Annotated in this window: 12 protein-coding genes; 4 read left to right on the forward strand and 8 right to left on the reverse strand. The window is 66.0% G+C overall.

The window, feature by feature from the left end:
• Positions 1-62: 62 nt before the first annotated feature.
• Positions 63-1,811 carry a bifunctional NAD(P)/FAD-dependent oxidoreductase/class I SAM-dependent methyltransferase gene (locus ACQE2J_RS17580; RefSeq protein WP_167854503.1) on the reverse strand — a complete coding sequence of 583 codons (1,749 nt, stop codon included), beginning with the start codon at positions 1,809-1,811 and terminating at the stop codon, positions 63-65.
• Positions 1,812-1,914: 103 nt separating this feature from the next.
• On the opposite strand from ACQE2J_RS17580, the gene ACQE2J_RS17585 reads away from it, so the two are divergent.
• From ACQE2J_RS17585 to ACQE2J_RS17595, 3 genes are all read left to right on the forward strand, one after another.
• Complete coding sequence (locus tag ACQE2J_RS17585) at positions 1,915-2,511, forward strand: helix-turn-helix domain-containing protein (RefSeq protein ID WP_426936761.1); 597 nt, start codon at positions 1,915-1,917, stop codon at positions 2,509-2,511.
• Between the two features lie 303 nt (positions 2,512-2,814).
• Positions 2,815-3,027, forward strand: a complete 213-nt coding sequence (locus tag ACQE2J_RS17590) for a helix-turn-helix transcriptional regulator (RefSeq protein ID WP_135542524.1) — start codon at positions 2,815-2,817, stop codon at positions 3,025-3,027.
• A complete protein-coding gene (locus ACQE2J_RS17595; protein ID WP_426936762.1) occupies positions 3,024-3,599 on the forward strand; it encodes a hypothetical protein in 576 nt (191 codons plus the stop codon). Before ACQE2J_RS17590 ends, ACQE2J_RS17595 begins: the two co-directional genes overlap by 4 nt.
• A gap of 258 nt (positions 3,600-3,857) precedes the next feature.
• Here the strand turns inward: ACQE2J_RS17595 and dld are convergent, their stop codons facing one another.
• From dld to ACQE2J_RS17615, 4 genes are all read right to left on the reverse strand, one after another.
• Positions 3,858-5,567, reverse strand: coding sequence for a D-lactate dehydrogenase (gene dld, locus ACQE2J_RS17600; protein WP_135540766.1), 1,710 nt, complete (start codon positions 5,565-5,567; stop codon positions 3,858-3,860).
• Between the two features lie 130 nt (positions 5,568-5,697).
• Positions 5,698-6,996 (reverse strand): MFS transporter, encoded by a 1,299-nt coding sequence (locus ACQE2J_RS17605; RefSeq protein ID WP_240689942.1) that lies wholly within the window; start codon positions 6,994-6,996, stop codon positions 5,698-5,700.
• Positions 6,993-7,670: a GntR family transcriptional regulator gene (locus tag ACQE2J_RS17610; RefSeq protein ID WP_135540764.1), complete on the reverse strand. Its 678-nt coding sequence runs from the start codon at positions 7,668-7,670 to the stop codon at positions 6,993-6,995. The genes ACQE2J_RS17605 and ACQE2J_RS17610 overlap by 4 nt, the downstream gene beginning before the upstream one ends.
• Positions 7,671-7,939: 269 nt before the next feature.
• Complete coding sequence (locus ACQE2J_RS17615) at positions 7,940-9,697, reverse strand: FAD-binding protein (RefSeq protein WP_135540762.1); 1,758 nt, start codon at positions 9,695-9,697, stop codon at positions 7,940-7,942.
• 76 nt (positions 9,698-9,773) lie between these two features.
• Between ACQE2J_RS17615 and ACQE2J_RS17620 the strand changes: the two genes are divergently transcribed.
• Positions 9,774-10,712, forward strand: coding sequence for a LysR family transcriptional regulator (locus ACQE2J_RS17620; RefSeq protein ID WP_135540760.1), 939 nt, complete (start codon positions 9,774-9,776; stop codon positions 10,710-10,712).
• A 9-nt stretch (positions 10,713-10,721) separates the two neighbouring features.
• Here ACQE2J_RS17620 and ACQE2J_RS17625 read toward each other — a convergent pair whose 3' ends face one another.
• From ACQE2J_RS17625 to ACQE2J_RS17635, 3 genes are all read right to left on the reverse strand, one after another.
• Positions 10,722-11,711, reverse strand: a complete 990-nt coding sequence (locus ACQE2J_RS17625; RefSeq protein ID WP_135540758.1) for an LLM class flavin-dependent oxidoreductase — start codon at positions 11,709-11,711, stop codon at positions 10,722-10,724.
• A gap of 232 nt (positions 11,712-11,943) precedes the next feature.
• Complete coding sequence (locus ACQE2J_RS17630) at positions 11,944-12,597, reverse strand: copper resistance CopC family protein (protein WP_135540757.1); 654 nt, start codon at positions 12,595-12,597, stop codon at positions 11,944-11,946.
• A 54-nt stretch (positions 12,598-12,651) separates the two neighbouring features.
• Positions 12,652-13,233, reverse strand: coding sequence for a low molecular weight protein-tyrosine-phosphatase (locus ACQE2J_RS17635; protein ID WP_135540755.1), 582 nt, complete (start codon positions 13,231-13,233; stop codon positions 12,652-12,654).
• Between the last annotated feature and the right edge of the window lie 10 nt (positions 13,234-13,243).

Genomic DNA, 13,243 nt, shown 5'->3' on the forward strand with positions numbered 1-13,243 from the left:
CGACCGGCAGGGTTCAGGGACAGCTTGAGCGGGGTGCTTCGCTGCGACGGCGAGAAGCACCCTCAGACAGCTCGTCGCCGCAGCAGGAGCACGCCGTCTTTGACCACGGCCGTCTCCTTACCGTCTGGACCGGCCGTCTCACGCGGACGGACCTCCTCGATCACGATCTCCCATTCGGCTTCGTCAAGCGCCAAAGCAGCGAGCTCGGCCGTCGGGGTCAGCAGGTGGCTGAGTTCGTCCTGCAGCGCGGGGTCCCTTGGGTCGTCGGTCTCGTAATAGCGCAGCACCCAGGGCGGAATGTCCTCAGGATCATCAAACACATGAGAGACGATGAGCAGGTGCCCACCGGGTTGCAGCCGCTTGGCCGCACGGCGAAGGATCTCGGTCCTCGGCATCTCAGGAGTCGAGTGGAAGAACGATGCGGTCACGAGGTCGAAGGTCTCCTCGGTCGTCCACGTGGACAGGTCGTGGCTGATCCAGGTGATCGCCTCGGCGACTCCGGACTCCCGAGCACTGTCGGCACCGCGTTCGATCGCCGTTGTCGAGACATCGACAGCGGTGACATGCCACCCCTGAGTGGCCAACCAGACGGCGTCACCGCCCTCTCCGCAGCCGAGCTCGAGCGCGGCAGCGCCATGGTCGGCACCCAGCGTCGCGACCACCTCGGCGGTGGAGGCGTTCGCCCGTCCCGACCATCGTTGGGCACTTTCGGCGTACAGGGCCTCCCAGTACTCCTCAGGCGACTCATTCGCTGGCGATGCCGTGCCCTGCACGTCCGTGCCCTGCACGTCCGCCTTCTGCCCGTCCGTGCCCTGTACGTCTGCCTTTGGCACGTCTGTCTTCTGCACCTCGGCGTTGTTCGCGTCTCCGGCGTGTTCGTCAGCGTGCCCGGATGAGGCTCGGTCGAAGTCCTCGCTCACCAACGCCATGTTGACCATGCCGCCGGCCGTCGACCCGGCCCCGATGGAGACGGACACGTTCGCTGCGGGGTTGACGATATTGCCGACCGCCCAGACTCGCTCGTGGCTGGTCAGGCCGGCCGGGTCGACGGCGACGAAGCTGCCCATCGGGTTCTCGGCGCGGTCGAGGTCGAAAGGGGCAAGATACTCATCCTGCGGTCGTGACGACGGTGCGATGAACACCGCGTCGAGGGCGATGCTGCTGCCGTCGGCGAGGCGTGCCCCGGTCAGGCGTTCACCTTCGGTGAGGACCTCGGCCACCGGTGAGTCGATGAGTCTCACGCCCCGTGAGCGCAGGCGCGCAGCAACGTCTGGGCTGATGGCTCCGCAGTCGGCGGTGAAGAAGGTCACCTGGTCACTCCACTGCCGGATCAGTTCAGCTTGGTGCAGCGAAATCGCAGACGTGCCGAGCACGGCGAGACGCTGCCCGCGCACCTCCCACCCGTGGCAGTACGGGCAATGCAGGACGCCGGCGCCCCACTGCTGCGTCAGTCCCGGAATCTCGGGCAGCTCGTCGACGAGACCACTCGCTGCGATGAGGGCGCGCGTCGTGGCCGTACTGCCATCTGCAAAGGTCACGGCGAGTCCATCATCGACCTCTGCGACAGTCTCGACTGCCCCCGGGCGGATCGTGACATCGTAGGCGCTCACCTCTTCTCGTCCGCGCCGCAGCAGCTCGCTGGGGTCGACCCCGTCGCTTCCGAGCATGCCGTGCATATGCGCGGCAAAGCGGTTGCGCGGCTCGCCGACATCGACCACCAGCACCTGCCTGCGCGCGCGTCCCAAGGTCAGTGCCGCCGACAAGCCGGCGACGCCTCCTCCAACGATGATGACTTCCCAGTGTTCGCTCATGCTTTCATGGTCAGCTCAGACCTTGCCCGTGCGCAATGCTTCTTGCACATTTGGCAAGACAAGGAGTCGGAGACCACCGCATCCGGGAGATTCAGGGACGGACATGACTGAGGAACTCAAACACATCGGGCCGCGTTTGCGCGCACTGCGCAATGATCGAGACTGGACACTCGACGAGGTGGCCACTCGCGCCGGCATCTCACCGAGCACCCTCTCACGCCTGGAATCCGGAAAGAGACAAGCCAGTCTCGAGCTGCTCCTCCCCCTCACTCGTCAGTTCGGCATCAGCATCGACGATCTCGTGACTCCGAAGGCTGCCGACCCTCGGGTTCGCCGCCGAGCCATCCGCAGGAACGGCATGGTCATCACGCCCCTCGCACCAGAGGGCTCTCCCGTCGCCACCTACAGGATCACCTACCCGCCCGTCGCCACTCCCCCGGAGCCGCAGGTCCACGACGGCTTTGAATGGCTCTACGTCATCTCTGGGCGACTGCGCCTGCTCCTCGGCAGTCAGGATCTCGTCCTCACCAACGGGGAGGCCGCCGAATTCGACACCCGCATCCCGCACAGCATCTGCGCAGCAGGCAAGCGCTCGGCCCAGGTGCTGAGCATCTTCAACAATGAGGGAATTCGCATGCACACGCACGCCCCCGGCGATGACATGCACACGCAATCCCCCGGTGACGATACGAATCCCTGATCCGGCGCCCGCCATCGTCGCTGAGGCCGCGACGAGCACCCATCACCCACCGTTCGCGGCACACCCTCGCGGCCGCGTCACTTCATACCCGCCTGATCACCCATCACCGCGAGCGTGAAAACGCCCTGATGCACCGCGGTGTTTTCGCGTCAACGAGAGGTTATGCGCAAAGACCGCCGCGAAATGCCCGGTACGCGGCACGGAACGCCAGAACCACCTCGGCGATGTCAAAGATCATTGACACCATAATGTCAACCATGCTTCACTTTGAAATGTAAAACGAAGTTGACACCAAGGAGCCCCATGGAAGTACAGACCTCGAACCTCAAACAGGTTCGCAAGGCATCCGGGCTCACCCAAGCCCAACTGGCACAACTGACCGGAGTATCACGGCAGACGATCATCGCCACAGAAAAGGGCGACTACGCCCCAAGCGTCTACCTGGCCATACGGATCAGCCGCACGCTGAACACCACTGTCGAAGAGATCTTCTCACTGCAGGAGGAAGCCCCATGAGCAACATCAGCAACAAGAAGCATCGCGGCAACGAACTCGCCGACAAGATCGCCGGCTTCAACGACCCGTCCATGGGCGATGAACGCGAGCGCGACGTCATCCTGCGCGCGTATACGTTGGGGGCAGTCGTCTCCACCTACGTGTTCTTCGCGCTCGGCCTCATCTTCGCCGTTCTCGGCGCGGGAGTGTGGAGCGCGTTCATCATCCTCGGCTCCATCGCGACCAGCAGCGTCGTTTCGGGCTACTGCAAGCGCGAGAATGTGGATTTCTCGATGTCGATGGCCCGCGTCTCACCGAAACGGCTGATCGTCGGCAACATCGTCGGCGCGGTGTTCGCCATCGTCTGGGTCGGTGCGATTGTCTTCCACATGAGCGAAGGCCGGCCGCTCATCGATGCCGGCATGAGAACGAGCGCCACATTCGGCGCCCCAACCAGCATGTACGCCATCGTGATCGGTGCGGCGGTCGGCTTCATCGCTACGATCACCCTCACGACGATCTCTCGCACACGCAAGATCAAGCAGGCCCGCGCCGAGGCGGCCGCAGCTGCTGACATCGAAGACGAGGACTGACCGCCTCGGTGGTGTGGGCATCCGTTCAACCGGCAGTCGGGCGGTCAGTGGGCATCACTTCACTGCCAGCGGCACACCGTCGCGGAAGTGACACTTCGCACTGCTGCCTGAGCATCCCTCATCGTTCACGCGAAAACACCCCGGCGCACCGGGGTGTTTTGCTGTTTGCGGCGAGGGACGCACCGTAAGCGCGAGTGGCCACGGACGCGAGGGCAGCGCAGGCCGGCACGAATGCGAGGAACGCGCGGGAAGCCGAGCTCAGGCCCAGTTCTTCTTCGGCGAGGTCTCTCCGACTCCGGGGTTGAAGACGTTGCAGGGGTCGAGTTCCTTGAAGTGAGCCTCCATCTTCGAAGGCACCTGATAGAGCCGACCGAAATTGTGCTCGGCGGGCACGGCCGCACCGCGCTCCTCGAGCAGCGCCGTCATCTGCTTCTTCAGCGCCACCGGATCAACACCCTTCTTCGCCACATGGTCTTGGTGGAAGACGTGGCAGAAGAAGTGGCCGTAGTAGGAGCTGATGTGCAGCTGGTCGGCGATCTCGTCCGGCAGCACCTCGAGCCAGTCCTCGTCATCACGGCGCAGCGCGACGTCGAAGGTGATCATGTCCGAGGAGTCCTCGCGGTTGAGGTTGAAGTAACGGGTGGCCGCACTCGCAGCACCGAACCGGTGGAGCATCGCGGACTGAGCCTCATCGGCATCGCAGACGAAGTACGCACCGTGGTGGGCCGCCTCGGCGAAGAAGTCGTCGAGGAACGCACCCATCCGCGCCTTCTCCTCGCCGCTGACGACGAGCAGCAGGTGGTGTTCGAATCGGTCGCGGTACTCGAGCATGCGCTTCGGCAGCTGCTGCGGCAGCAGATTGAACGCGTTCTGCGCGATGGTGTCGGCAACGGTCTCGCCGAAGAACGGCAGCTTCGCGAACACCCCGTTGGCCCAGTTCTTCAGCGCGAAGAGCCTGATCTGCTCCCGGCTGCCGGCGTGCTTGATCGATACGAACGTGTCCTTGCCGTACTTCTCCGCGAGGTCGAATGACGGCCGGCCCATGTATTCGCCGGAGATCGGCAGCGGCATGTCCGAGGTCAGGATCGCGCGGCGCAGCGCTTCGAGCTCGGCCGGGGAGTTCGTGCCGACATAGAACGTGGTCGCGTCCGTGATCTTCGGGAAGGTGCGGGTGCGCACGGCGAAGACCATGAGCTTGCCCGCCGACCCCGAGGCCTCGTACAAATAGTCGGGGTTCGCGTTGAACCGGGCAGGCGAGTCGACGATCCGGCGCACCTGCTCGCCGTATTCGGTCTCCATCGTGTCCTCTGGAGGGGGCGTGACATCGGCCGGATCCCAGTCACCGCGCTGCAGCTTGTCGAGGATGTGGGCGGGATCGTCACCGAGCTTCACGCCGAGGTGGTTGACCAGTTCCAGCCGTCCCTCCTCGGTCACTCGGGCGAAGATCGCATGCTTCGTGAATGCCGGACCTTTTCGGATCTGAGACCCGCCGGAGTTGTTGGCAATTCCGCCGACGACAGACGCACCGATCGACGACGACCCGATGACCGAGTGCGGTTCGCGGCCGAGTGGGGCGAGCCTCTCGTCGAGTTCGTACAGCGTCGATCCGGCGAGGCAGACGGCTTCGCGGGCGTCGTTGATGAGGTGGATCTGGTTGATGCGCAGGGTCGAGATGATGACGATCTCGCGGTCGTAATCCTGCGCGCCGGGACCGGAACCGCCGGTCAGGCCGGTGTTCGCCGACTGCGGGATGACGATGAGGTCGTCGTCGACGCAGACCTGCAGGGCCCGCCACAAATCGACGAGGCTGCCCGGCCGCAGAACGGCGAGGACGCTGCCGCCGCCGAAGCGGTTGCCCTTGGCATAGGGAGCAGTGGCCCGCGCCGAGGTGAGGACGTGGCGCGGTCCCATGATGTCGATGAAGGCGCTGACCGCCGGTGATGGCTTCGTGCGTTGATTACCGAGCATGAATGTCGACCCCTATCAGGTGGTTGCGAAGTGTTTTCATCCTAGTTCTTCCCCTGCGCCCCTCACCATGGTCTTTCCCACACCCCGGACGCTTGCTCACCGTGGTTGTATCCTCGCCACGGGCGCTTGCTCACCAGCGCCTGCTCGAAGCGCGGGCGACAGCGGCGAGGCAGAGCAGGCATATCACGGCCACCCCTGCCAGCGACAGGCTGTAGGGCATCACCGGCAGCAGTGCGGCGAGCACTGTCGGCAGGAGGAATCCGGAGTAGGCCAGTGAGTAGTAGACGCCGGTGATTCCGGCCAGGTCGTCCGGTGCGGCGATGGCCTGGACGAGGATGAGTCCGGCCACCACACAGGTGCCGTAGGCGATGCCGAGCACGATGGCCACGACGAAGGCAAGGATCGGGCTGGCCACCAGTGCCGCCACGACGGCGAGCACCATCCCGAGCGACATCAGGCCGAGCCCGACGACGAGCGCCCGACCTCCTGACCAGCGGTTGATCCGGGGAACGGCGTTCTGCACAAGCGCTCCGGCACCGAGGGTGACGACGGTGAGCACTGTCGCGTACAGCGTCGTCCACTCCCCCAGCGTGTCCTGCACGAGGGCGGGCATGACCGCGTAGGCGATGCCGGCGGCGCCGAAGACCCACGGGGCGGCGGGGATGATGAGTCGCACGAAGGTCCGGTGGCCGACCAGCGGGATCCGCAGTCCGCGCCACCAGTGTTCGGTCGAACGGCGGTCCCCGCCCAGGGACTCCGGCGCGGTGAGAACGATGACCAAGGCGATGATGCTCAGCAGTGTGTGGACCGCGTAGGGGGTCGCCTCGGGCAGTGGCCCCCATTGGGCGAGGCACCCGGTCACCGCCGCACCGAGCGCGAAGCCCAAGGTCAGGGTCAGGGCCGGGCGGCGAGCGCCCGCGGTGATGCCGGCCCGGTGATCGAAAGGCGGGGCGGAGAGTTCCTTGATCCAGCTCGTGCCCACGGACATCGCAACGCCGACTCCAGCACCGGCGAGCACTCGGCCCACGCACAGCAGCCAGAAGAGGTCGAAGCCGAGACCCAGCAGCACGCTGCCGAGGATCGCGGCGACAGTTCCGGCGATGAGGAGCGGTTTGCGTCCGCGACGATCAGACAGCGCCGAGGCGACCAGGAGTCCCGGAATCAGTCCACCGACGTACATTCCCAGGAGCAGGTTCGCCTGCCAGACGGCATAGCCGCCGTCCTCTTCGTACATGTGCACGAGCGGGGTGAAGTGATTGCCGCCCCAGGCAAGGAGGAACATGGCCGGTGCTACGCGAAGCCACGCACCGCCTCGGCGCGCGCGAGGTTCAGCGGCGTCGGCCTGCACCTGGGCGGTCTCTGCAGGAGAAGCGGAGGCCATCGGCGAGGTCGTCGAATCGGTGGTCGCGGCATCGGACCCGGCGGTCACAGCGGTCGCCCCTGCGGGAAATGGGAGGCGTCGATGTGTTCGTGAACGAGCTGTCCGAACTCCTCGGCGCTGCCGTGCTCGGCACAGTCGGTGAGGCATTCGTGCTCGCTCAGGAGGGTGTCGAGCGTGCCCGGCTGGTCGGTGGCGACTTGGTAGGTCAGCCGTGCCAGCCTCGGGCCCATCGTGGTCAGCAGCTCCTCGACGATGCTGTTGCCTCCGCCGCGGATGAGTCGGGCGTGGAAGGCGTAGTCGAAGCTCGCGAAGTCGAGCGGATCGCCCTCCTCGACGGCCTGCCGCTGCCCGTCGAGGAGAGCCCGCAAGTCGACCGCGAGGGCTTCGAGGCCGCCGCGTGTAGTCAGCTCCTGGACGGCATCGGTCTCGAACATGGCACGGACGGCGAGCAGGTCACGTCGTTCCCTGCTCGTCACGGTCGTCACGATCGCCCCTTTTTTCGGGACGAGACGGACGAGTCTCCACCGCTCGAGCTGGAGCATCGCCTCCCGCGCCGGGGTGCGACTGGCCTTCTGCGCCTCGGCGAGGTCAGCCTCGGTGAGGAGCTCGCCGGGTTCGAAGCGCCGCTCGATGATCTCTCGAGCCGCCCAGGCGGCCATCCGCGAGGCGATCGGGGAGGTGTCGTCGGTGCGTTGCCAGGGAAGCGTCAGCAGTTCGTTCACGCCAACAGGCTAACAGATGCATGCATTGATAGATGCATCAAGATCCTGAAGGCGCAAACACACAGCCCCCGGCAAGGGTGCCCACCCAACCTCTTCTGAGGTTCGGTCAAGCCCCCGCAAACTCTCCCACCCACTTTCCAGCGGGCCGGGAACTGTCGTCGATCTGCTGACCCTCAGCGCACAGACACACCTGACGGCGGCACTGCTACCCTCGCGCGGGGTAGCTGCGCCGCCGTCAGGTGTGTCTGGAGGGTCGTTGCGGGCGAGCCTCACTCCACGAGCTTGCCCTCCTGGCTGATCTCGCCGACGTGCATGAGCTCGGCGACCTCGGGGTCGACGGGCGGGATGTCCTCGCGCACGACTCCCGTCGACGGCGACCACACGAGGTTGACCTGCAGGCTCGGGTCCTGCTCCGGATAGTCACTGCGGTTGTGGCAGCCACGGGTCTCGCGGCGCTCAAGCGCACATTCGAGCGTCGCCCGGGCCGCGAGCACCGAGGACTTGAGATCGAAGGCGTGCGAGAGATCGGCGAAGCCGGCGATGTCCGGGTGGATGCCCACATTCTCCATCCGAGCCTCGATACCCGCGAGCTTCTCCAGTCCGGCCTGCAGCCCGGCCTCGTCACGGACCACGCCGGCATGCTCGGTCATGAGGTTGCGGACCTCGCGCTGCAGCGCCCTGACATTCTCCGTGCCATCGGAGGCGAGCAGATCATCGATCTCGGCCCGCGCCTCGGCGACGGCATCGCGCGAACGCACCTGTGCTTCGAGCTCCTCGGAGTAGGCAACCGCGGACCGTCCGACGATCCGACCGAAGACGAGGAGTTCGATGAGCGAATTGCCGCCGAGGCGGTTGGCCCCGTGCAGACCGGACGAGGCCTCGCCGATGGCCCACAGCCCCTCGACATCGGTGCTGTGATCGACGGGATCGACCCACACCCCGCCCATCGAGTAGTGCGCGGTCGGAGCGATCTCGATCGGGCTGGCCGTGATGTCGAGCATCTGCGTCTCCATGAGCGTGGCGAACACGCGCGGCAGCCGGTTCATGATCGTCTCCCGCGGCAGATGGGACACGTCGAGCCAGACGCCTCCGTTCTCCGTGCCCCGACCCTCCGCGATCTCCGTATAGGCGGCCAGGGCGACGCGGTCACGAGTGGACAGCTCCATCCGCTCGGGATCGTAGCGTTCCATGAACCGCTCTCCCAGGCCGTTGCGCAGGATTCCGCCCTCACCGCGGGCCGCCTCGGAGACCAGGGTGCCCGCGGCATTCTCGGGTTCGATGATGCCCGAAGGATGGAACTGGACGAGCTCGGCGTCGCGCAGACGCGCTCCGGCCTCGACGGCCAGGCGGAACGAATCGCCGGTGTTCTCATCCCGACGGGAGGAGGTCCGCCGCCAGATGCGGTTGTGCCCGCCGGCGGCGAGGATGACAGCGTCGGCGTGGATGCGGTAGGCGGTGCCGTCGATGACGTCAAAGCCGAAGGCACCGAAGATGCGACCATCGGCGACGAGGAGCTTCGTGATGTAGACCCGATCGAGGATCGGGATGTTCAGGGCCTCGGCACGACGAATGAGGGTGCGCTGGATCTCCAGGCCCGTGTAATCTCCGGCGAAAGCGGTGCGGCGCCAGGTGTGGGCGCCGAAGAAGCGCTGAGAGATCCGACCGTCGTCCTCCTTCGCGAAGTCCATTCCATATCGCTCCAGGTCGGCGATGCCTTCGGCTGCGCCCTGGGTGACGATCTCGACGGTGCGGGGGTTGGCGAGGTCATAGGATTCCTTGATCGTGTCGGCCGCGTGCTGCTGCCACGTGTCCTCGGGGTCGACGGTGGCCAGTGCGGCGTTGATGCCGCCGGCGGCGAGCGAGGTGTGCGCGTCTTCCTTCGGGCGCTTGCCCACGGTGAGGACATCGCCTCCTGCTTCGGCGACTTCGATCGCGGCGCGCAGGCCCGATCCACCGGTGCCGATGACGAGCACGGAGGTGGAGATGGAGCGTTCTCTGCGACGTGCTGTTCCCTGTGTAATGGTCATGCTTCCACGCTAAGAGCGCCCACCACATACGTCCAATGCATTGTTTGAGTCGAGTTGATAGCGATACGCTATTGCCATGAATCTGGAACAGCTGGCGAGTTTCGTCGAGGTCGCCGCCACCGGTCATTTCACGAAGGCGGCCGCCACCCTGCACCTGGCTCAGCCCTCGCTGAGCCGTCAGATCTCGACCCTGGAGAAGGAGCTCGGCGCAGAGCTCTTCCACCGCGCCCACGGCCACATCTCGCTGACCGCGGCGGGTGAGACCCTGCTGCCGACGGCCCGTCGGATGCTCGCCGACGCCGAGGCGATCCGCCGTGACATGGACGAGCTCGCCGGTCTGCGCCGCGGTCGGATCCGCCTCGGCGCCACCCCGACCCTGTGCGTGAGCCTCGTCGCCGAGGCGATCAGTCGTTTCCACCATCAGCATCCCGGAGTCGAGCTCGAACTCGTCGAGAAGGGTTCCCGGGAGCTCATCGAGGCTCTGGGTACCGGCGGGCTCGACCTCGCGCTCATCACCCGCACCGTCGACCTCGACGCGCAGACACCCCGACTGCAGATGCAGGAAGTGCTCGGCGAGGATCTCGTCGTCATCGCGGCCGCCGACGGAGCGCTGATCAGCGGCGACCAGATCACCCTCGCCGAGGTGGCCGCACTCCCCCAGGTTTTGTTCCATCACGGATACGACCTGCGGGAGGCCACCTCGGCGGCCTTCGAATCGAGCGGCCTGCACCCGAACGTCGTCGTCGAGGGCGGGGAGATGGACGCGGTGCTGCGCTTCGTCGAACGCGGCGTTGGCGTGGCGATCGTCCCCGCCATGGTCCTCGTCGACCGACCTCAGCTGATCTCGGCCCAACTGGTGGAGCCGAGCCTGTCACGGACGGTGAGCATCGCGACTCGCGCAGATGTGCGACCGACTCGGGCCGCCTCGGCGATGGAGGACATGATCCTCAGCACCGCACGAGTCCTGGCCGCCGACGACACCGGGCTGGCGGCACATGTGCGGCTCACGAGGTGAGGTGCCGAGTCAGAACCAGGCGTCAGCCAACAGGCGCAGTGAGCGCTGGCCCACCTCGGTGTCGTAGGCGTAGGTGACGGTGATGAGCTCATCGGCACCGGTGCGCTCGACGAACTCGGCCATCTGCTCGGTCGCGGTGTCCGGCGAGCCGACGGCGCTGATCGTGAGCATCGGGTTCTCGCCCATGCCCTGAGCGGCGAATTCGCTCGGCTCGACCGGCGGCTGCAGCTGCCGGCTGCGTCCCCGGCCGATGTCCGCGAACATCTGCCTGACCGGGGTGAACTCACGCTGCGCCTCGGCGTCGGTGTCGGCGACCATCACATTGATCCCGGCCATGACGTAGGGCTTGTCGATCTGCGCGGTCGGGGCATCGGCGGTGAAGGAATCACGGTATACCTTGATCGCCGCGTCGATCTGATCGGGAGCGAAGTGCGAGGCCAGTGAGAACGGCAGCCCCAGCTGACCGGCGATCGACGCCCCATTCATCGTCGACCCGAGCACCCAGATCGGAACGTCCGTTCCGGCCGAGACAGCCGACTTGATCGGCGCGCTGTAGGCCTGACCCCGTTCGCTGAACCAACCCTGCAGGTCGTAGATGTTCTGCGCGAAGGACTGCGGTTCGGCCGAGGAACGGCTCAGCGCCTGGGCCGTCATGCCGTCCGTGCCGGGGGCGCGCCCCAGGCCCAGGTCGATGCGATCGCCATGGATGTTCGCCAGGGTTCCGTACTGCTCGGCGACCATGAGCGGCGCGTGGTTGGGCAGCATCACACCGCCGGATCCCACTCGGATCCTCTCCGTCGCCGAGGCGGCCTGAGAGATGAGCAGTGCCGTGGCGCTGGCAGCCAAACCCATCGTGTTGTGGTGCTCGGCGAACCAGAGGCGTGAGTAGCCCAGCTCATCGGCGAGCGCGGCGGTCGACATCGAATTCGCGATGGCCTCGCGGGCCGTGGATCCCTCACGGATGGAGACGAGGTCGAGGATGTTGAGAGGAATGGACAATGTGATGCCGTCCTTCGGTCAGCTGGGTGGTGGCGAGCGATCGGACGTCGATGCTCGGTGAGGCGATCAGCCCTGTAGGACAACAGCGTCCCGGTCCGGTTCTATTCCGCGGCCCCCGCGCCGGTCGAGTCCCGCACGCAAACGGTCCGACGATGCAGCGAGGCCCCGGAAGCTCTCGCCTCCGGGGCCTCGGCCATCGGTTCGTCAGATGAGTGTCGCTGTGCCGCGAACCTCAGTCGTTCTTCGGACCGGGGCCGGAACTCGAATCATCGCCCTTGGTGCCGGGCAGGCCCTGGGCCTTGCGGCGCATGAGCAGGACGACGATGACGATGATCGCGAGTCCGCCGACGGAGAGCAGCACGATCATCGGGGTCGACATGCCCGAATCGCTGCCGCTGGCCTCTCCGATCTCACCGCGCTCTCCGGTGTCCTTGCCCGGTTCGTCGACGACTCCGCCGCCGAGGCCGGCCTTGGTGGACTCTTCGACAGCGCCGCCTGCGCCCTCGGAGTCCTTGATGGTGAAGGCATAGTCACCGGAGATCGGGTGTCCGTCCTGGGACACCACACGCCAGGTCACCTCATAGTCGCCGGGTTTGAGGTCATCGGGCAGCGCCACGCTGAGCTTCTTGCCCTCGACGGTGAGCTCACCGGCCGAGACGTCCTTGCCGTCGACGACGACGGTGACTTCGGAGCCGACCTCTTGGATGTTCCCGGAGAACGTCATCTCGAGCCACTCGGGCTGCTGATCCAGTTCCGCCCCGTCTTCGGGGTTCGAGGACACGAGCTGGTCGTGAGCACTGGCGGGCGCAAACGCGAAGACACTCAAGGCAGCCACCAGCAGGGCGGCGAAGCCCAGCTTGAAAGCGGACCACTTAGTACGAGTCATGAGAGTTTCTCCTTCAGGGCGTTCGTTCATCGATCGGCGATTCTGCTTCCAGTATCACGCAGACTTCTCGGCCAGAGCGTGCAGGTGATCGGTGATTCCCGGCACGGACACTTCAATTGTCTCAAGAGTTTCTTCGAAATCCTTTAATTCGCCGTACCAAGGGTCCGGCACATCGGGTGCGGGGGCACCGGGCTCGGCCGCACCACTGATCCCGCGGCCCTGTCCACGACCGACGGATTCGCTTTCGGACCCGTCTTCGGACCCGTCCGGAGCCAGCCGGGGATCGAACTCACGCAGCATCCGCAGCTCCGGGGCCGCCTCGGCGGGGATCTGCTCGATCAGCCGCTGCAGCGCACGATAGTGGCGAGCGGTCATCGCCACGGCCAGATCGCGTTCGGCCAGCCAGTCGACCGTGATCTGTCGAGCGGCGTGATCATCGGTGCGGTAGCCGGCGGCCGCGAGCACCCGCGCCTGACGTGGGTCGATGGGATTGCCGGCCTCCTCGTCGCTGATTCCGGCGGAATCGACGACCGCCTCGGTGCCGTTGATCCTCAGATGGTGCTCGAGCACGCGTTCGGCCGTCACCGAGCGGCAGATATTGCCGGTGCACACGAACACGACGGATGCCATACTCATTCGTTCCTCC

Source organism: Brevibacterium sp. LE-L (assembly GCF_050214925.1).
GTDB lineage: Bacteria > Actinomycetota > Actinomycetes > Actinomycetales > Brevibacteriaceae > Brevibacterium.

What these genes read in the sequence shown, in the direction of transcription:
- ACQE2J_RS17580 (WP_167854503.1), bottom strand. Translation starts at nt 1,811, where the DNA reads ATGAGCGAACACTGGGAAGTCATCATCGTTGGAGGAGGCGTCGCCGGC.
- ACQE2J_RS17585 (WP_426936761.1), top strand. Translation starts at nt 1,915, where the DNA reads ATGACTGAGGAACTCAAACACATCGGGCCGCGTTTGCGCGCACTGCGC.
- ACQE2J_RS17590 (WP_135542524.1), top strand. Translation starts at nt 2,815, where the DNA reads ATGGAAGTACAGACCTCGAACCTCAAACAGGTTCGCAAGGCATCCGGG.
- ACQE2J_RS17595 (WP_426936762.1), top strand. Translation starts at nt 3,024, where the DNA reads ATGAGCAACATCAGCAACAAGAAGCATCGCGGCAACGAACTCGCCGAC.
- dld (WP_135540766.1), bottom strand. Translation starts at nt 5,567, where the DNA reads ATGCTCGGTAATCAACGCACGAAGCCATCACCGGCGGTCAGCGCCTTC.
- ACQE2J_RS17615 (WP_135540762.1), bottom strand. Translation starts at nt 9,697, where the DNA reads ATGACCATTACACAGGGAACAGCACGTCGCAGAGAACGCTCCATCTCC.
- ACQE2J_RS17620 (WP_135540760.1), top strand. Translation starts at nt 9,774, where the DNA reads ATGAATCTGGAACAGCTGGCGAGTTTCGTCGAGGTCGCCGCCACCGGT.
- ACQE2J_RS17630 (WP_135540757.1), bottom strand. Translation starts at nt 12,597, where the DNA reads ATGACTCGTACTAAGTGGTCCGCTTTCAAGCTGGGCTTCGCCGCCCTG.
- ACQE2J_RS17635 (WP_135540755.1), bottom strand. Translation starts at nt 13,233, where the DNA reads ATGAGTATGGCATCCGTCGTGTTCGTGTGCACCGGCAATATCTGCCGC.